The following is a 15,328-nucleotide window of genomic DNA, read 5'->3' as shown; positions in this document are numbered from 1 at the left end:
GTTAGCTAGCCATCAGCTCAGAGGCATACCGTTCAGCGATCCATTGAATGCCACGGGGCGTTACCCTGGTTTGCATAAAGGCGTGACCAAAATCAGATGTGCCGGTTTTGACGGTGAAAAGACCATCACGCTGGCGTAGAGCATGGGGGAGCAAGTTCCCTGACTGGCGGAATAGCACCTTGTCGCGGATTAAAGCGTCGATCATTGCCTTCTCAGGCATGTTCAGCACCTTGGCAGTGGCACGCAGGCTTTTTGAACCCGAGGCATCGACGTAGTGATCGACAAATGCCACCTTCGGGGCATCGGCCCGAACCTTCAGCTCCAACTGCGCTTTTTGCTCAGCCATATCTGCAGCCAGACGCAAAGCCTCAGGCAGGGTCTGAGGTACGAGGGAGTTTTTCTCTTCCAGCTCATGCAGGCGTTTAATTACCTTCATGCGCAGGGCTGCGCTGTACCCAGTAACCAGGCATTCGGTGTGCTCCCTGTCGAGAGCGTATTCCCGGTAATGTTGGCTATTCTGGGGGTGTACCCAAAGCTGGATATACCCCTCAGCGTTTTCACCAAGCTGCTCAAGCATGGCTTCAATGTCGCGCATGACGTGGCCGTGCTGCTTGCCAGTCAACTCGGCAATTTCACGGCTGGTCATTTTCAGGCTGTTGCCACAGATCGCTACGTTTGCCATAATGAATTCGCCTCTTAGAATTAGTTCTCAGAAAAGTGATGGCCGACCAGTTACAGCTGTTCGGCTTTTTTTCTTCCCTGCCACAGGCTTCTCGTCCTTTGTGCAACTTCCCAGCACATACCGCCGAGCCATAGCGAGACAGTCGTCATACATCGCAGCTTTCTTGCTCGCCTGTGACTTCCGGCGATACAGGTCCGCTGCGTGATGCCCCCCACAACCGCCAGAGCCTCACTAAATCCCTCAGCTATCAGTTGCTTCCTGACGTTTTCATAAACGAATGTGTCCCACGCCATTAGTCCCATCCCAGCGGCTCTGGCCGCATGCGTTCAGCTTTCATTCCAATCTCTGCAAGCGTCTCCATCGAAAAGAGGTAGTCACGACGAACGAGGACCGCGCCTGGTGGTGCCAACTGAATCCCCAACTCCGTCAGCAATCGGCAAAATTGCTCAATGTGACCGCCCTTTCCCTTCCACCGACTAAGCGTCGATTCATCAACGCTAATTGCGTCCGCCACTGGCTTTTGCCCAACTGACGCAAGGCGTTTGAGAATTAAGCCTTCCATTTCAACTGGCTTGAGTTTCGGTAGTTCTGACTTTCGTGCTATTGCATTGTTTTCCATTGATAATTGTCCCTGTTAAGCAGCAGATAGCTCCGGCCAAATCTTTTGCCAATCATCTGGACGAAGATCCCGACGACTAACTTTGCCGTTTGTTGCTGTTTCGATCTCGACGCAACGCGCAGGTGAAATGGAACACCGGCCAGAAGCCATCTGAGATAAGTAGGAGCTGGAAACAAGCAATCGCTCAGCAAGCTTTTTTGCCTCCCCACGCTCTAATTCGTCGATGTATTGCTTTAGTTGCATAGATCACCTCATAAGTTAACTGAAGTTTATTGAACACTAAACTAAACGTCAAGTATTTGCTTGTTTAGTAGCTACTAAGCAGAATGGAAAAATGAATACGACTGAAAATCGGCGTGAGCGCCTGAAGGCTTGGTTCGCAGATAAGACGCTACCAACCAATGAAAAGAGCTACCTATCACAGTTGATGACGGGTAAGGCATCTTTTGGTGAGAGAGCTGCAAGACGGCTTGAAACAACTTATGGAATGCCTACGGGCTTTCTAGATGACGTCAGCGACGATCGGCTGGAGCAGCAGGAAAGTTCCAATTACAAAATCGAAGTTCTGGACGTCCAGGCGAGTGCTGGACCGGGAGTAATAAGCAGCGAAGTGGTTCAGACAATACGTTCGATTGAATACACTGATGAGCACGCTTTGCAGATGTTCGGCGGCAAGCAAGCGTCACAGGTAAAGATGATTACCGTAGATGGTGACAGCATGGCTGGCACTATCGAGCTTGGTGATGCGATTTTTGTTGATGTGAGCAAGGACTACTTCAGTGGCGATGGCATCTATGTATTTCTGTACAAAAACCATCTGCACGTGAAAAGACTCCAGATGCTTCCAGATCACTTACTGGTTCACTCTGACAATTCTCAGTACACCGACTGGGCAATCACCGAAGAAAATGAACACAAGCTTAAGGTCATTGGTAGGGTTTTGCTGAGCCAATCCCAAGCATTTAAGCGACATGGCTAAATGCTGAAGACATAAAGGACTCCATATGTCAGAGCGTCAAGAGAAAATAGCTTTTCTATACCCCACTTTAATACAAGAGGGCACTGCGGCGTCAGGATTGCACTTACCGACACTTATTCTTTATGATATTGATTTTTCAAATCTATATTCATTTTATATAACTGCAGGATTGATGTTTTTAGATGAGCATGCATACATGACATCGGCTGACGTTTTCTATGATGGGCAATCTGTATTGAAGGTAGATAAAAACGAAGAGAGCACTATGGATGTTCCTTTGTACGGCATCCCGATCCCTAATCAGTTAGCACTGATTTCTTCGATGTATATGAGGGGGGTTGCTTTAGAAAAGCCAGGCATTTATACGTTCGTTCTTGAACTATTTCGTTATAAATCAGAAAGTGAAAAAGAACTAGTTGAGAAAAAGTCTTGTTCTCTCATTGTTGCTGAACATAAGGACGAAGCTTAATGGCCCAGATGTTTCAGTTCCCCAACAAACTATCCGCAATTGAAAATCAGCCTGAACACCCCCATACTATCAAGCATGGTGATGGCAACGGTGGAGGCGATGACGTGATCGGTAGAATCAAAAAATTAGAAGACGACGTGCAAAGCATGAAAACTGACATCGCTGTCATGCGCTCAAATTACGCTACCAAAGCAGATGTAAGCGATGCAAAAACAAGCATAATTCTATGGGTTGTTGGGGCGGTCGTTTTTGCGCAGCTAATTCCTGCAATTCCGGCAATTATAAAGGCAGTAACTCAGTAGCATCTCACCCGGCCCTATGTGCCGGGTTTTTTATGCCCTACCTCCCTCCCCTTCGAACTAAAGCTGCAGCATCACGCAACACCCCTTTGTGAATCGTGTTGCCAACGGTCTTTCGCTTCAGTTCCAGGTAATCAACGATGTTGCCTTGACTTATCTCTGCCCCATCAATTACCAGTTGCATCACCGCCTCTCCGATTTCACCCGCCATAAAAGCAGCCCGCTCGTCTTCCCAGTTCGTTTCCATACCCACCTCCGTACAAATTTCACTCAAAATACACCCATATCCCGGCCTAGTCATTCCCTTCAAGTAAATCACAAAAACTAAATTCTCTAAACACTCAATTAGTTAACGATTAACCACCCTTTTATGTTTAGTGTTTACTTGACGATAAAGTTTATTATTTATTAAACTCATTCCATCGACAGCAACAACGTCACCCCAAACCACCGGGACGCTCTTTAACAATCAGAACCGCATGACAGGCTGACCGCCGCGCCCTGGCAAATTGAAAGAGCGCCGGTACGGATACCAGGCAGGTAGGTGAGTCGCTTGAGGGCGATAGCTTACGGAGAGGATTACGCAGTGGGAGGCTGACAGGTCATGCACAACTTTTACCCCAGCGCATTTATCAGCTTCGGCTATGACGGGTGCGTGGGACTTAAGCGCGGGAGCCTGACCCAGCAACGAACAGGCAGACAACTGGAGGGCTTGATCATGTAGTGAATAAACGGGACGACCGCAAATACCGTCCAGCCGCATAGCGGTAAGGGCCAAGTTCCCGCAGCGACGCACCAGGGGAAAGGAAGCGCATTGCGCACTGGGCAGTTTGGCATGGCGCCCCATTAACGCAGCAACCAGCCTAAAAATGACGAGTGGATTTACCCTGCCGCTGCCAGTTTGGGGCGGTAGGCATAAGACCACTACACAGCAGAGGGTTACACGATGAGCAACTACGTCAGAGTTAGGCAATACGGGAAGAGCAGGACCGGTATTATTCATTGGCGCTTAGGTCCGCAGGCCGTTGGCTGTAGCTCAGGACATCGCGGAATGCGAAATACGCAGATAGACGAGAACGTGGTGGCCGCAGCGCAGCCTGAATCTTTCTGCAAAAAATGTTTCCCAAAAGGTAAGCCGCAATAACACCAACCGCGCCCTACGGGGCTCACCGAGGCAATCATGACATTTAATCAAATCGTTTGGCTGGGCGTGGTTGTCATCTGCGTCGCGTTCTGGTCAGTCGCGGGTTTCTATTTCGCCGGGTAACACCGGCGTTACTCACTTATCTGGTGGCACATCATTCCGGTTCATCCTTTTAACCTACACAGTATAAAGCCCCGGTTCGATGTGCCACCAGGTGCGTGAGTTATCACAAGCCTGCTCGTACCACTTCCCTTGCTACATCCTTTGCCCCGCTCGCCGGGGCCTTTTTTTCACATCAATAAAGGCTCTGCCCACTGCTCCGGAGTGCTGGAACCGTAGGGAAACCGAGCGCGCGCATCAACCCAGGCAGCGCCTTTACCCATGTGAATTTCAATGAGAGGACATGTTATGCAAACCACCACACAATGCTGTGAGCACTGCGGTAAGACGCGAGACGTAGAGAAAAAAGGCGTGAGCATTCAGCGCTACGAAGGCGGCAGATATAAGACTGTGAGAATGCTCGTCTGCGCTGACACCTGCTCTAACTATTACATCACCCGGCAGACCATTAAAACCCTGCAGCGCCGCCTGCATGCTCAGCAACGGAGCCCAGCATGGTGAGTTTGAACAGAAACTGCCAATTCAGAACCGCTCAGTTTGCAGCTCGGGCGGCTAAGTCTCTTCAAAGCCCTTCTCTGTGGTACCTCGCCATGATCCAGCTTAAGCACTCATTTGACGGAGCAAATAATGGCTAACTCATTTAAGCAGATGGCAAAGGACGGCACCATAAAGCGCCCTGACGGCCGCATGACAATGGATCTGGACGATATTCATGTGCAGGAAGGCTTTAACAAGCGCGTGGAGAATGAACACTCTCAGGCCGAAGATGAAAAGCTCTTTCAGCACCTGATGAAAGGTAAGCAAGTGCCACCGCTCGAAGTAAGGGTTCGCGATGAAGGTGGTGTTTGGGTAGTCGAAGGCCATCGCCGCCATCGTGCTTACAGTCGCTGCCGAGAAGCGGGTAAGCCGGTAGAGCGCATACAAATAATTCCATTCGTTGGGAATGATGTAGAGCGCATCGCACGCATCATGAACAGCAACACCCAGTTACCACTATCCCCTTACGAGCAATCGCTCGTCGTGAAAGAGCTGGCTGGGTTTAACCTTTCCCCTGATGAAATAGCGGCGCTGGTCGGCAAGAGTCGCGCGACAGTCGATAAGTTGCTGGCATTCAGCCAAGCAAATCACGACGTTCAGACGCTTGTTAGAGAAGGTTCTGTTGCCGTTGATGCTGCTGTGGACCGCGTGAAAGAGCACGGCGAAGCAGCGGGAAAAGTGCTTGCCGGTGACGTCGAAAAGGCCAAGAAGGCAGGCAAGAAGAAGGTCACCAAGTCCTTTATCACCCCCCTATTCAGTGCCACCCGCGCACGCAGATTATGCGAGCTGCTTTATGACGCTGCCCCAATGCTTCGTGAAGAAGGTGATGTGTTACTGCTCACTCCGGGAACCAGAGAGGAAATAAACAAAATCCTCAACGAGTACCGGCAGCAGAACCCCGCCCAGGAGGCCATCGATGATCAAGCGCTTTAATCCTGACTTTTCGCTGAGCATTTCCCATGAGCTCGCTTATATGCGTGAAACCCCGGAGGGCGGCTACGTGGCACACGGTGACTATGCAACGTTGTTTTCTGAACTGGAATTGGTGAAGGCTGATCGCGATGCGCAGCAGAAACGAGCCGATGCGCTGGCTGTGGAGAATGCGACGCTGCGGGTGGCGGTTGACGGATTTAACGAAGAACTATACGGAAAAGGGTTTGAGGTTTTGGGGTGGCACCTGAACGGGGCAACCGAACCGCTTGATAACTGGTTTGGAGACAATGATTGGAATCCAGAAACCCCGGACACTGACGCCGCCCTTGCCGCCATCGAAGCGCGGGGAGTGGAGAAGTTCGTCACCAAAGTTGCTGAACGCTTACGCACGGCTGGCGGTGAAGATGGATACAGCCTAGTGCATTTTGGTGAATATGCTGACCATTTGGAAGCTAAAGGTGAAGAGTTCGCCACCGAACTGCGGGAGGGTAAATAACATGGCCTGTAATTGCTTTGAAAAAACAGCTGCGCTGTTCAAGCAACGCATTTCTGAGAAAGTCGGCGATGCGCTTGGTGAGATTGAAGATGCTGGGTTCGAGAACTCGCTCTACAGCTTCAACGGTGGCGATCAGTCTCCGGTGGCGATGAATTTTAAATTCCGCTATTACCGCAAGCGCAAGGGCGGCGGACTCGCTACCAACCAGACCAAAGCAGATCACCTTTGCATGATGAGTTACTGCCCTCTCTGCGGAACTAAATTCGAAGGCGACGAACTGCGGGAGGCCAAATGAAAGAGCGCCCAGTGATTTTCAACGGTGAGATGGTTCGCGCCATCCTCGACGGACGCAAGACCCAGACGCGTCGGGTTATGAAGGTTCAGCCAAAGCCATCAAAAACACGGCCAGGAGACTTTTGGTTTTCGTCGAAGAAATTAGAAAGCATGGTTCATGTTTCGGACTTCATGCCAGGCAACTCACCTATTGCCGATTGCCATCATTTCTTTCAAGAGCATTGTTGCCCATTCGGCCAGGTAGGCGATCGGCTGTGGGTACGCGAGACGTTCATGGACTTAACCGGCACCGGCATTGAAGCCACTACCGGGAAATTTGACGGGTTCGCATATCGCGCAGACACCCCGGCTGGAAGTTATGGCGATGAAGTCCGCAAAGAGTATGGGCTTAAGTGGACACCTTCGCTTCACATGCCGCGTAAAGCCTGCCGCATCCTGTTGGAAATCACCGCCGTGCGCGTTGAGCGACTGAACGATATCAGCGAGGAGGATGCCAAGGCTGAGGGATACCCAGTGGAGCGTGAAGTGGATGGTGGCGCGCATGACCCATGGCTGTGGTTCCGTGATTTGTGGGACGGAATTTACCCAGATAACGATTTCAAGGTTAACCCCTGGGTGTGGGTGATCGAGTTCAAGCGTGTGGGAGGTAGTGATGCCAGCAAATGAAAAAGCAAAAGTCCAATACCCTGGCGACTTTGACAGCTTGGAAATCCGCAAGCTGTTAGATGGCCTTGTTTCGGCGCATATCTCTGCCGCTATCGCAGGTGAAAAGATGAAGGCCGCCGACCGCAATCGCGACCTGGCCACCATCAAGGAAAGTATCGTGAGTGCCGCTCACCTGGTTCGTTCGATTATTGAAGAACGAGAAGGTGTATGGCTGAACGGGATAAATTCCGCCGGAGATTACCGCGAGGAGGCCCAGCATGGCTAAGCGCAAACCGCGTCTGGTGCGCGGCATCGAATTAACGACAGAACAGGACATGTGGCAGCCGAGCAAGCACTACCGCTGGCGCACTGGCATGTACTACGGGCGAGTCAGATATGCGGAGGTGAGCTGTGGCTAAGCGTAAGAGCAACAGGCAGGCACGGCGTGTGATGGGAATGCCGCACTGGCTCAGCAATACCCAGTTTCAGGGAAGATGCAAACATTCCGGCGATTGGGTTGTAACGCAAACCAGAAGCTGGTCTGTACCGGAAGGATTCTATCTGTCCCGCCAGTGCATAGCTTTTGAAAACGCAGTACGACGGGCTGAAGCCCAGGAGAAAGCATCATGAAACCAGCAAATTTCGCACCGGTTTACTGCTCACTCTACCCGGCGCTGGCTGAAATTGCTCGCAAACATGGGTATGCAATGGCTATTCACGGGACGATGGCCAGAGACTTCGACCTGATTTGCATTCCGTGGGTCGATGAGCCGTCACTACCACAGGCTGTTGTCGATGAAATCACAGCGACCTACGCGACAACCGATATCACTAACCCCGGATTCAAACCGCACGGCCGATTGGCATACTCCGTCTGTTTTGGGTTCGGGGAATTTTTTGCTGATTTGTCGTTTATGCCGCTGATACCAGAGGAGAAAGCATTATGAATCTGACAATCCAACAAATTTGCGACATCTGCGACCTGATGGGCATCAACTACGAACAACCGGATGCCGGTCAACTCGATACTGAAGTCTGGATCGGTGAAGGCACTATCGCTGGTGAACAAGGCGGTCCTGACTATCACGGCCTAATCGCTCACGATGCTGAGTATCCGGAAGAAGGCGCAATCGCCCTGGAGCGTGAGTGATGAGCAAGATAAAGACGATGGGTGCCAGTGCTATAACTGGAAACATCTACTACGGTACGCTGAACACTGAAAAGGGATTGTGGGTTGGGCAGAAAACTGACGTAACAGACATGGCGTGTTCTGCCGTTGCAGAGCATCTGTATACCACGAAAAAGAGCAAGGTTTATCAGTTAAGAGACGGTCGTGAATTGGTGATAAGCGTACAGGTTCGGGAGGCCAAAGATGGACAATAAGCTGAGCGAACTGAGCAAGCCTGTGGGTTATGCAGCGAAAGAAGACATCGAGCTAATGCAATCTGGCCGAATGATACTTGGCCAGGTGACCATTAGAGGATATGGGGAGCACGCCCTCTACTCGCAAGAGTACGTATCCGCCCTGCTTTCAGACCGTGACGCATGGCAGGCGGCAGCGCAGGCACTACGTGATGAATTTCGGGTATCTCAAGCTATCGCAAACGAGTACCAGCAACTGATGTACCACATGGGCGCTGGCGGCGACTTCTTCGAATTTCAGCGGGACAAGAACAATGGATAAATTCAGCGAACTGAAAGAGCATCTTCCGGCGGCTATGGCGACGTGGCAGCAAACCAACGGCGGGAAAACAACTGTGGGATGGCTGCATGCGGCAAACCCCGAAGTGATCTCCGCCCTGCTGGCAGAGCTGGAAGCGAAGGATAGCGAAATTGACGCGGCAAACGCCAGAGTTGATGTGATGTGCGCCAAAGCAATGAACCTGACCGAGCGGGCTGAGTCAGCAGAAAAGCAGCTGGCTACGCCGGTGAGGTTGCCGACGGCATCGCGCGGGAAATTTAACGCCGGGTTAACACGCCTCGCAATCAAAAATGCTGGCTTCACATTCACCGTAGAGGGGGATGAGTAGCCATGGCAAGCAACGAAATTTTGACAGTGGATCGCATCGGACGTGCCGACGGCGAATGGGGGTGTATGTGCCCCCCACTGCGGCAAGCCAATTTTTTTCAGTGAAGACGATATCGAGGATGTGCGCGGTAGCCAATACCAGCACAACGGGCGGACTAGCTGGCGTACAGATGAGCGCTGTGAGGGCTGGCTTGAGGTTTCGAGCGACGCAAAATATTCACGAATTATGTTCGATCAGGGGGAATCGCATGATCTTGACGCCCGACGATAACGAAATTCTTGCTCGGCTCAGTGTAACCGGTTCAACCCCTGATTCGGTCGCCAACCTCCTACGATGTGCCGGATATCGCGGCATGACGGGTAAATCCATCCGCCAGCGCCTGATGAAGCTGGAAAAAGAAAAAGCTGTTGAACGCGTTCGCCGCCCTGACATAAAGAAAATCTGCTGGGCCCCAACCACCAAATAACCACTCCCCACCGGTAAAAATGAAACCACGAATTCCGCAACGAATCAGCATCAAAGCTGAGGGGGTTCTGTACGCCTTCAGAGAGGGCAAAAAGACACCCACCCGAACATACCAACACAGTCACTTAACGCTACCAGTGGCCCGCTGCTGGCGTCTGCTATCAAAAGACAACGGTCACTCATGGAAAATTATGAGTCACGAAAAATACAACGTGGAGATAAAGAAGTGAGCGAAAAAAACAATTATGACTTCCTGCAATTTCTGGTAAAGGACGCAGGTTATTACGACGTTGCCGGTCACATGGAGGTTTTGCAAAACGCATTTCCCCAGTCGAAAATTGACATCAAAATCATCAGAACACTGAGGAGGCAAATTTGCGAGTCTAATCATGTTGTTTGTGACAGCTACATAGCCAGAAGTCGACAGAAGGCGCTGAAGGTCATATCGGTAGACCCCCGATACAAAATACATTCAAAAACACCGTCGGAAAAACTCCGGGACAAAATCACCGATAGCTACATTCGCAGTGAACCACCAGCAGTTGTCAGACAGATCCTGCTCGTTCAGCAATTCAACCAGCTTTTAGCGCCAGTAACCCGCCAACGCACCTACTAACACCGGAGCATCATTATGACATTTGGATATAAAAACTTGGCTCATCAAGCAGCCGAGGCAGAACGCCGCGCTCATTTTGCAGATGCCGCTGAATTATGGAAAAAGGCTCTCGGCGTAGCTCGTGCAGTTGATGCTGTATGGGTGAACATCCGCATTGAGTTTTGCGTCAACGCTGTTGCACGGCACTGGGGGAGATAGCGATGGCCTATCAACTCATCTATGCCGACCCGCCGTGGAGTTACGGAAACACTGTCAGTAATGGCGCAGCCGAAAACCACTACACCACGATGACAATGGCCGATCTAAAGCATCTCCCTGTATGGGCGCTCGCTGCGCCTGATAGTGTGTTGGCAATGTGGTACACCGGCAACCATAGCCAAGAGGCGATCGCTCTGGCTGAGGCGTGGGGCTTCAGCGTTAGAACAATGAAAGCCTTCACCTGGGTGAAGTTGAACCAACAGGCTGAAGTCAGATTCAACAAGGCGCTAACGCAACAAATTATCTTCGACTTCACCGACCTGCTCGACATGCTCAACGCCGAAACCCGGATGAATGGCGGAAACTACACGCGCGCCAATTCTGAAGATGTGCTGATCGCCGTTCGCGGCCAGGGCATTGAACGCGCCAGCGCTTCGATAAAGCAGGTGGTGTTCAGTTGCCTTGGTGAACACAGTCAAAAACCGTGGGAAGTGCGCCGCCGTCTTGAGCTGCTTTATGGCGACGTGTCCAGAGTAGAACTATTCAGCCGTGGTGACGCGCCAGGCTGGGACCATTGGGGGAATGAATGCCCAGTAAACAGCTTGACCCTGATACCGGCAGCGTTCAGCAAAACGCTCTGAGATCTGCAGCAAGGCGTTGCAATCACGAACTGCACGCCGCAATTAAATTATCACCCAAAACTCCGTTCGATACCCTATCCCGCCCAATCATCATGAAACACTATGCGCCGCTTGAATTGATCGGCATTAGCCTGCCGCTCTTCAACTACACCATAGGTGTTCTTAATGGGCGGTTTATTGAGAGATAGCTATGGATAAATACAGCCTTACGAGGGAGGAGGCTTGCGCTTTCCTGGGAGTGTCCGCGCCAACACTAACCGCGTGGATTCGATCAGGAAGGCTAACAGCCACCCGCAAAGATCCAACCAAGCCGAAATCCCCTTACCTCATCACAAGAAATGCATGTATTGCCGCACTCAATATTCCGATCCACACTGTGCCCGTGAGTGCGGCTGATGCGACAGAGGAAACACCATGTCTATCTTCCGTAGAGGTGAAACCTGGTACGCGAGTTACTCGCAACCGGGCGGCCAGCGAATTAAGGAAAGCCTTGGCACAACGGACAAACGCCAAGCTCAGGAGTTGCACGACAAGCGAAAAGCAGAGCTTTGGAGAATAAATCGTCTGGGAGAAATGCCGGATGTGACGTTCGAGGAAGCCTGCTTGCGCTGGCTTGAGGAGAAAGCAGACAAGAAGTCGATTGACACGGACAAGGTGCTAATCGGCTTCTGGCTGAATTGTTTTGAAGGTGTGAAGTTGAAGAATATCACGGAAGCGAAGATATATTCGACCGTTAGCAAAATGACAAACCGTACGCATTATGAGAACTGGCGCAGACGCGCTGAGTCTATGGCTAAACAAGGCAAGGAGGCCCCGGAGTTCAAGCACAAGCCTGTTACGGCTTCTACTAAAGCTGCTTATCTGGCTTTTATGAAATCCCTTTTACGAGCCGCAGAGCGAGAATGGAAATGGTTAGACAGAGCTCCAATCATCAAAATCCCCCAACCGAAGAATAGGCGGATTAGATGGCTAGAACCTCATGAAGCACAGCGTCTAATAGACGAGTGTCCTGAGCCATTAAAATCAGTTGTTAAATTTGCACTGGCTACCGGGTTGCGGCGTTCGAATATTCTCGACCTTGAGTGGTCGCAGATCGACATGCAAAGGAAGGTAACTTGGATACACCCAGAGCAAAGCAAATCGACCAGGGCAATTGGCGTTGCCCTGAACGATATAGCTTGCAAAGTTCTGCGTGACCAGATTGGTCGCCATAGTAAATGGGTGTTTGTTCATACCGAACCCAAGACGCGTTCTGATGGAACAGTTGCACCGGCAATGAGGAAAATGCGCGTTGATTCGAATACTGCTTGGCGGCTGGCGAAAAAACGCGCAGGTATCGAAAACTTCCGATTTCACGATTTAAGACACACTTGGGCAAGCTGGTTAATTCAAGCAGGAGTCCCATTATCAATTTTGCAGGAAATGGGCGGTTGGGAATCGATAGAAATGGTGCGTAGGTATGCCCACCTTGCGCCAGATCACTTAACTGAACATTCCCGCCAAATCGATGCAATTTTTGCAGAGTGTGTCCCAATTTTGTCCCACACTGAAAAATCGGAGGGGACAAATAACAGCTAAGCGTATGATTTTTAATGGTGGGTCGTACAGGGTTCGAACCTGTGACCAATTGATTAAGAGTCAACTGCTCTACCAGCTGAGCTAACGACCCAACGGGTTAAATTATTCGCCTCCCCGCTATCAATGTCAAACGCTCACACGCATTACTTTTTCTCATGCGATATTTTCAACCCTCTTTTTTATCAACAAGATAAGGCTACTTAGGGCTATTAATCTGCTATCACGAGGAGTAATCTTCCGCCCCCAAGACGTCCGATTTGCCTCCTCGGTGTAAAGAATAATCGACTTTTATCCCTCGCATAAATGTTGTAAACATGTTGCACAAAGGTGGCGTTATTGCACTACCTTACTAAAGCCGGGCCAACCGGATAATCGTATAAAAAAGAGCCACTTCAGAGCTCGCTATTTCACCCATGACAGGTAAAACAGGACATCATCAGATGGTAGATCACTCCAAAATAGCCACAGACGCAACGCCTGCGTCAGAAGATCATCTACGGCGAAACCTAACTAACCGACATATTCAACTGATCGCCATCGGCGGCGCTATCGGCACGGGTTTGTTTATGGGGTCCGGCAAAACCATCAGTCTGGCCGGTCCTTCCATCATCTTCGTGTACATGATCATCGGCTTTATGCTGTTTTTCGTGATGCGCGCCATGGGCGAGTTGCTGCTCTCCAACCTGGAATATAAATCCTTCAGCGATTTCGCCGCCGATCTGCTCGGCCCCTGGGCCGGTTTCTTTACCGGCTGGACCTACTGGTTCTGCTGGGTCGTCACCGGCATCGCCGACGTGGTGGCGATCACCGCCTACGCCCAGTTCTGGTTCCCCGGGCTGTCGCAGTGGATCGCCTCGCTGCTGTGCGTGTTACTGCTGCTGGGCCTGAACCTGGCGACGGTGAAGATGTTTGGCGAAATGGAATTCTGGTTTGCGATGATTAAAATCGTCGCCATTGTCGGGTTGATCGTCGCCGGACTGGTGATGATCGCCATGCAGTTCCAGTCCCCTACCGGCACCGTAGCGTCGTTCTCACACCTGTGGAATGACGGCGGCATGTTCCCGAAAGGCATCAGCGGCTTCTTCGCCGGCTTCCAGATCGCGGTGTTTGCCTTTGTCGGCATCGAGCTGGTGGGGACCACCGCGGCTGAAACCAAAGATCCGGAAAAAGTGCTGCCGCGCGCCATCAACTCCATTCCGATCCGCATCATCATGTTCTACGTGTTCGCGCTGATCGTGATTATGTCGGTCACGCCGTGGAATTCTGTGGTTGCCGATAAAAGCCCGTTCGTTGAGCTGTTCGTGCTGATTGGCCTGCCGGCTGCGGCCAGCGTGATCAACTTCGTGGTGCTGACCTCCGCCGCCTCTTCCGCCAACAGTGGGGTGTTCTCCACCAGCCGCATGCTGTTCGGTCTGGCGCAGGAAGGCGATGCGCCGAAGTCGTTCGCCAATCTGTCCAAACGGGCGGTGCCGGCTAACGGCCTGACCTTCTCCTGCATCTGTCTGCTGGGCGGCGTGGTGCTGATTTACCTGATCCCGAACGTAATGACGGTGTTTACGCTGGTGACCACCGTCTCCGCCATTCTGTTTATGTTTGTCTGGACCATTATCCTGTGTTCGTATCTGGTTTACCGTAAGCAACGCCCGGCGCTGCACCAGAAATCGATCTACAAGATGCCGGCCGGCAAGCTGATGTGCTGGGTGTGCATGGCGTTCTTCGTGTTTGTGCTGGTGCTGCTGTCGCTGCGCGATGACACCCGCCAGGCGCTGATCGTCACGCCGCTGTGGTTTGTGGTGCTCGGTTTGTCTTACGTGTTCCTGCGCAAGAAAAAAACCGCCTAAAAACGACCGGGGGATAATCGCTTATCCCCCTGCATTTCCTCCTCTTTAGACGATTAACGCGGGCGTATCCCGTCGATAATCACCCGCTGCACGTTTTCCACCGTCTGCTGAAAGAACGCCTCATCGTCCAACGTTTTGCCGGTCACCGCCTCTACCTGCACCCAAAAATCCGCATAGTGCTGAGTGGTAGCCCACAGCATAAAGATCAGGTGATGCGGCTCCACCGCCGCGATATGGCCTTCGGCTATCCAGCGCTCGATCATCGCGGATTTCTCGTCCACCAGCGCCTTCAATCCCCCCTGCAACTCCAGTTTCAGCAACGGAGCGCCCTGGATCATTTCCAGACAGAACAGCCGCGAAGCCTGCGGGTGATGGCGGGACACGTCCAATTTAAGGCGGATATATTCGCGAATGGCCTGCAAGGGTTCCTGATCGGCGCGCAGCGCTTTTAGCGGTGCCAGCCACACGTCGAGGATGCCTTTCAGCACCGCAACGTACAGTTCCTCTTTCGAAGGGAAGTAATAAAGCAAATTGGTTTTGGACACGTCAGCACGCTCCGCTACCTGATCCAGACTGGTGCCGTGAATACCGTACAGCGAGAAAAACTCCAGTGCCGCATCCATGATAGTGCTGCGTTTTGCGGCCACCGCGCGCGAGCGGCGCGTAGGCGGTTTAACGGGTTGTTGCTTCACTGCAGCTCCTTGGCGTCACCTGATTCGGCCATCAGCATAACAAAGCCACT

27 protein-coding genes, 1 tRNA gene and 1 pseudogene are annotated in these 15,328 nt (G+C 51.7%); 23 read left to right on the top strand and 6 right to left on the bottom strand.

The window, feature by feature from the left end:
• Position 1: 1 nt before the first annotated feature.
• The 3 genes from JEM67_RS09890 to JEM67_RS09880 form a co-directional block, all read right to left on the bottom strand.
• Positions 2–682 carry a phage antirepressor KilAC domain-containing protein gene (locus tag JEM67_RS09890; RefSeq protein WP_199635078.1) on the bottom strand — a complete coding sequence of 227 codons (681 nt, stop codon included), beginning with the start codon at positions 680–682 and terminating at the stop codon, positions 2–4.
• A gap of 292 nt (positions 683–974) precedes the next feature.
• On the bottom strand, positions 975–1,301 hold the full coding sequence (locus JEM67_RS09885; protein WP_199635079.1) for a CII family transcriptional regulator: 327 nt from the start codon (positions 1,299–1,301) through the stop codon (positions 975–977).
• Positions 1,302–1,316: 15 nt separating this feature from the next.
• Entirely contained in the window at positions 1,317–1,544 is a 228-nt protein-coding gene (locus tag JEM67_RS09880; RefSeq protein WP_199635080.1) for a transcriptional regulator, read from the bottom strand.
• 91 nt (positions 1,545–1,635) lie between these two features.
• On the opposite strand from JEM67_RS09880, the gene JEM67_RS09875 reads away from it, so the two are divergent.
• The 3 genes from JEM67_RS09875 to JEM67_RS09865 are packed head-to-tail and all read left to right on the top strand — an operon-like array spanning position 1,636 to position 3,051.
• Positions 1,636–2,280, top strand: a complete 645-nt coding sequence (locus JEM67_RS09875; RefSeq protein ID WP_199635081.1) for a S24 family peptidase — start codon at positions 1,636–1,638, stop codon at positions 2,278–2,280.
• Positions 2,281–2,305: 25 nt separating this feature from the next.
• Complete coding sequence (locus tag JEM67_RS09870) at positions 2,306–2,749, top strand: hypothetical protein (protein WP_199635082.1); 444 nt, start codon at positions 2,306–2,308, stop codon at positions 2,747–2,749.
• Positions 2,749–3,051 carry a hypothetical protein gene (locus JEM67_RS09865; protein ID WP_199635083.1) on the top strand — a complete coding sequence of 101 codons (303 nt, stop codon included), beginning with the start codon at positions 2,749–2,751 and terminating at the stop codon, positions 3,049–3,051. The genes JEM67_RS09870 and JEM67_RS09865 overlap by 1 nt, the downstream gene beginning before the upstream one ends.
• 37 nt (positions 3,052–3,088) lie before the next feature.
• Here JEM67_RS09865 and JEM67_RS09860 read toward each other — a convergent pair whose 3' ends face one another.
• The gene (locus tag JEM67_RS09860; RefSeq protein WP_199635084.1) at positions 3,089–3,295 is read right to left on the bottom strand and encodes a hypothetical protein; all 207 of its coding nucleotides are present in this window, start codon (positions 3,293–3,295) and stop codon (positions 3,089–3,091) included.
• A 1,644-nt stretch (positions 3,296–4,939) separates the two neighbouring features.
• Here JEM67_RS09860 and JEM67_RS09855 point away from each other — a divergent pair.
• From JEM67_RS09855 to JEM67_RS09765, 19 genes and pseudogenes are all read left to right on the top strand, one after another.
• Positions 4,940–5,782 carry a ParB/RepB/Spo0J family partition protein gene (locus JEM67_RS09855; RefSeq protein ID WP_199635085.1) on the top strand — a complete coding sequence of 281 codons (843 nt, stop codon included), beginning with the start codon at positions 4,940–4,942 and terminating at the stop codon, positions 5,780–5,782.
• Positions 5,766–6,278, top strand: a complete 513-nt coding sequence (locus JEM67_RS09850; RefSeq protein WP_199635086.1) for a hypothetical protein — start codon at positions 5,766–5,768, stop codon at positions 6,276–6,278. The genes JEM67_RS09855 and JEM67_RS09850 overlap by 17 nt, the downstream gene beginning before the upstream one ends.
• A gap of 1 nt (position 6,279) precedes the next feature.
• Positions 6,280–6,573 carry a hypothetical protein gene (locus JEM67_RS09845; protein WP_199635087.1) on the top strand — a complete coding sequence of 98 codons (294 nt, stop codon included), beginning with the start codon at positions 6,280–6,282 and terminating at the stop codon, positions 6,571–6,573.
• On the top strand, positions 6,570–7,238 hold the full coding sequence (locus JEM67_RS09840) for a hypothetical protein (RefSeq protein ID WP_199635088.1): 669 nt from the start codon (positions 6,570–6,572) through the stop codon (positions 7,236–7,238). The genes JEM67_RS09845 and JEM67_RS09840 overlap by 4 nt, the downstream gene beginning before the upstream one ends.
• A complete protein-coding gene (locus JEM67_RS09835; RefSeq protein ID WP_199635089.1) occupies positions 7,225–7,503 on the top strand; it encodes a hypothetical protein in 279 nt (92 codons plus the stop codon). Before JEM67_RS09840 ends, JEM67_RS09835 begins: the two co-directional genes overlap by 14 nt.
• The gene (locus tag JEM67_RS09830) at positions 7,496–7,636 is read left to right on the top strand and encodes a hypothetical protein (protein WP_199634932.1); all 141 of its coding nucleotides are present in this window, start codon (positions 7,496–7,498) and stop codon (positions 7,634–7,636) included. Before JEM67_RS09835 ends, JEM67_RS09830 begins: the two co-directional genes overlap by 8 nt.
• A 31-nt stretch (positions 7,637–7,667) precedes the next feature.
• On the top strand, positions 7,668–7,847 hold the full coding sequence (locus tag JEM67_RS09825) for a hypothetical protein (RefSeq protein WP_426406363.1): 180 nt from the start codon (positions 7,668–7,670) through the stop codon (positions 7,845–7,847).
• On the top strand, positions 7,844–8,164 hold the full coding sequence (locus JEM67_RS09820; RefSeq protein WP_199635091.1) for a hypothetical protein: 321 nt from the start codon (positions 7,844–7,846) through the stop codon (positions 8,162–8,164). Before JEM67_RS09825 ends, JEM67_RS09820 begins: the two co-directional genes overlap by 4 nt.
• Entirely contained in the window at positions 8,161–8,367 is a 207-nt protein-coding gene (locus tag JEM67_RS09815) for a hypothetical protein (RefSeq protein WP_199635092.1), read from the top strand. The genes JEM67_RS09820 and JEM67_RS09815 overlap by 4 nt, the downstream gene beginning before the upstream one ends.
• Positions 8,367–8,600 carry a DUF7446 family protein gene (locus JEM67_RS09810; protein ID WP_199635093.1) on the top strand — a complete coding sequence of 78 codons (234 nt, stop codon included), beginning with the start codon at positions 8,367–8,369 and terminating at the stop codon, positions 8,598–8,600. Before JEM67_RS09815 ends, JEM67_RS09810 begins: the two co-directional genes overlap by 1 nt.
• Complete coding sequence (locus tag JEM67_RS09805) at positions 8,590–8,901, top strand: hypothetical protein (RefSeq protein WP_199635094.1); 312 nt, start codon at positions 8,590–8,592, stop codon at positions 8,899–8,901. Before JEM67_RS09810 ends, JEM67_RS09805 begins: the two co-directional genes overlap by 11 nt.
• Entirely contained in the window at positions 8,894–9,247 is a 354-nt protein-coding gene (locus tag JEM67_RS09800) for a hypothetical protein (RefSeq protein WP_199635095.1), read from the top strand. The genes JEM67_RS09805 and JEM67_RS09800 overlap by 8 nt, the downstream gene beginning before the upstream one ends.
• 247 nt (positions 9,248–9,494) lie before the next feature.
• Entirely contained in the window at positions 9,495–9,713 is a 219-nt protein-coding gene (locus JEM67_RS09795; RefSeq protein WP_199635096.1) for a hypothetical protein, read from the top strand.
• Positions 9,714–9,732: 19 nt separating this feature from the next.
• Positions 9,733–9,942 (top strand): hypothetical protein, encoded by a 210-nt coding sequence (locus tag JEM67_RS09790; protein ID WP_426406350.1) that lies wholly within the window; start codon positions 9,733–9,735, stop codon positions 9,940–9,942.
• Positions 9,939–10,328, top strand: coding sequence for a hypothetical protein (locus JEM67_RS09785; protein ID WP_199635097.1), 390 nt, complete (start codon positions 9,939–9,941; stop codon positions 10,326–10,328). The genes JEM67_RS09790 and JEM67_RS09785 overlap by 4 nt, the downstream gene beginning before the upstream one ends.
• A gap of 15 nt (positions 10,329–10,343) precedes the next feature.
• On the top strand, positions 10,344–10,526 hold the full coding sequence (locus JEM67_RS09780; RefSeq protein WP_199635098.1) for an ANR family transcriptional regulator: 183 nt from the start codon (positions 10,344–10,346) through the stop codon (positions 10,524–10,526).
• A 2-nt stretch (positions 10,527–10,528) separates the two neighbouring features.
• Positions 10,529–11,167, top strand: coding sequence for an MT-A70 family methyltransferase (locus JEM67_RS09775; protein ID WP_199635099.1), 639 nt, complete (start codon positions 10,529–10,531; stop codon positions 11,165–11,167).
• A 190-nt stretch (positions 11,168–11,357) separates the two neighbouring features.
• Positions 11,358–11,435: pseudogene (locus JEM67_RS09770) on the top strand (helix-turn-helix domain-containing protein); the annotation flags it as partial.
• Between the two features lie 146 nt (positions 11,436–11,581).
• On the top strand, positions 11,582–12,745 hold the full coding sequence (locus JEM67_RS09765; protein WP_233527585.1) for a site-specific integrase: 1,164 nt from the start codon (positions 11,582–11,584) through the stop codon (positions 12,743–12,745).
• Positions 12,746–12,760: 15 nt separating this feature from the next.
• Here JEM67_RS09765 and JEM67_RS09760 read toward each other — a convergent pair.
• Positions 12,761–12,836: transfer RNA gene (locus tag JEM67_RS09760), tRNA-Lys, on the bottom strand.
• A 349-nt stretch (positions 12,837–13,185) separates the two neighbouring features.
• Between JEM67_RS09760 and cycA the strand changes: the two genes are divergently transcribed.
• Positions 13,186–14,586 (top strand): D-serine/D-alanine/glycine transporter, encoded by a 1,401-nt coding sequence (cycA, locus tag JEM67_RS09755; protein ID WP_006324602.1) that lies wholly within the window; start codon positions 13,186–13,188, stop codon positions 14,584–14,586.
• A 53-nt stretch (positions 14,587–14,639) separates the two neighbouring features.
• On the opposite strand, the gene rutR is transcribed toward cycA, so the two are convergent.
• Complete coding sequence (rutR, locus tag JEM67_RS09750; RefSeq protein ID WP_013812371.1) at positions 14,640–15,278, bottom strand: HTH-type transcriptional regulator RutR; 639 nt, start codon at positions 15,276–15,278, stop codon at positions 14,640–14,642.
• Between the last annotated feature and the right edge of the window lie 50 nt (positions 15,279–15,328).

The sequence above is a fragment of the Serratia sp. PAMC26656 genome, from assembly GCF_016469055.2.
Lineage (GTDB): Bacteria > Pseudomonadota > Gammaproteobacteria > Enterobacterales > Enterobacteriaceae > Serratia > Serratia plymuthica.
The sequence above is the reverse complement of the archived record's forward strand: the minus strand, read 5'-3'. Positions and strand labels throughout refer to the sequence as shown.

Excerpts from the sequence above, each read along its gene's own strand:
- JEM67_RS09890 (WP_199635078.1), bottom strand. The coding sequence starts at position 682 with ATGGCAAACGTAGCGATCTGTGGCAACAGCCTGAAAATGACCAGCCGT.
- JEM67_RS09885 (WP_199635079.1), bottom strand. The coding sequence starts at position 1,301 with ATGGAAAACAATGCAATAGCACGAAAGTCAGAACTACCGAAACTCAAG.
- JEM67_RS09880 (WP_199635080.1), bottom strand. The coding sequence starts at position 1,544 with ATGCAACTAAAGCAATACATCGACGAATTAGAGCGTGGGGAGGCAAAA.
- JEM67_RS09875 (WP_199635081.1), top strand. The coding sequence starts at position 1,636 with ATGAATACGACTGAAAATCGGCGTGAGCGCCTGAAGGCTTGGTTCGCA.
- JEM67_RS09870 (WP_199635082.1), top strand. The coding sequence starts at position 2,306 with ATGTCAGAGCGTCAAGAGAAAATAGCTTTTCTATACCCCACTTTAATA.
- JEM67_RS09865 (WP_199635083.1), top strand. The coding sequence starts at position 2,749 with ATGGCCCAGATGTTTCAGTTCCCCAACAAACTATCCGCAATTGAAAAT.
- JEM67_RS09860 (WP_199635084.1), bottom strand. The coding sequence starts at position 3,295 with ATGGAAACGAACTGGGAAGACGAGCGGGCTGCTTTTATGGCGGGTGAA.
- JEM67_RS09855 (WP_199635085.1), top strand. The coding sequence starts at position 4,940 with ATGGCTAACTCATTTAAGCAGATGGCAAAGGACGGCACCATAAAGCGC.
- JEM67_RS09850 (WP_199635086.1), top strand. The coding sequence starts at position 5,766 with ATGATCAAGCGCTTTAATCCTGACTTTTCGCTGAGCATTTCCCATGAG.
- JEM67_RS09845 (WP_199635087.1), top strand. The coding sequence starts at position 6,280 with ATGGCCTGTAATTGCTTTGAAAAAACAGCTGCGCTGTTCAAGCAACGC.
- JEM67_RS09840 (WP_199635088.1), top strand. The coding sequence starts at position 6,570 with ATGAAAGAGCGCCCAGTGATTTTCAACGGTGAGATGGTTCGCGCCATC.
- JEM67_RS09835 (WP_199635089.1), top strand. The coding sequence starts at position 7,225 with ATGCCAGCAAATGAAAAAGCAAAAGTCCAATACCCTGGCGACTTTGAC.
- JEM67_RS09830 (WP_199634932.1), top strand. The coding sequence starts at position 7,496 with ATGGCTAAGCGCAAACCGCGTCTGGTGCGCGGCATCGAATTAACGACA.
- JEM67_RS09825 (WP_426406363.1), top strand. The coding sequence starts at position 7,668 with ATGGGAATGCCGCACTGGCTCAGCAATACCCAGTTTCAGGGAAGATGC.
- JEM67_RS09820 (WP_199635091.1), top strand. The coding sequence starts at position 7,844 with ATGAAACCAGCAAATTTCGCACCGGTTTACTGCTCACTCTACCCGGCG.
- JEM67_RS09815 (WP_199635092.1), top strand. The coding sequence starts at position 8,161 with ATGAATCTGACAATCCAACAAATTTGCGACATCTGCGACCTGATGGGC.
- JEM67_RS09810 (WP_199635093.1), top strand. The coding sequence starts at position 8,367 with ATGAGCAAGATAAAGACGATGGGTGCCAGTGCTATAACTGGAAACATC.
- JEM67_RS09805 (WP_199635094.1), top strand. The coding sequence starts at position 8,590 with ATGGACAATAAGCTGAGCGAACTGAGCAAGCCTGTGGGTTATGCAGCG.
- JEM67_RS09800 (WP_199635095.1), top strand. The coding sequence starts at position 8,894 with ATGGATAAATTCAGCGAACTGAAAGAGCATCTTCCGGCGGCTATGGCG.
- JEM67_RS09795 (WP_199635096.1), top strand. The coding sequence starts at position 9,495 with ATGATCTTGACGCCCGACGATAACGAAATTCTTGCTCGGCTCAGTGTA.
- JEM67_RS09790 (WP_426406350.1), top strand. The coding sequence starts at position 9,733 with ATGAAACCACGAATTCCGCAACGAATCAGCATCAAAGCTGAGGGGGTT.
- JEM67_RS09780 (WP_199635098.1), top strand. The coding sequence starts at position 10,344 with ATGACATTTGGATATAAAAACTTGGCTCATCAAGCAGCCGAGGCAGAA.
- JEM67_RS09775 (WP_199635099.1), top strand. The coding sequence starts at position 10,529 with ATGGCCTATCAACTCATCTATGCCGACCCGCCGTGGAGTTACGGAAAC.
- JEM67_RS09765 (WP_233527585.1), top strand. The coding sequence starts at position 11,582 with ATGTCTATCTTCCGTAGAGGTGAAACCTGGTACGCGAGTTACTCGCAA.
- cycA (WP_006324602.1), top strand. The coding sequence starts at position 13,186 with ATGGTAGATCACTCCAAAATAGCCACAGACGCAACGCCTGCGTCAGAA.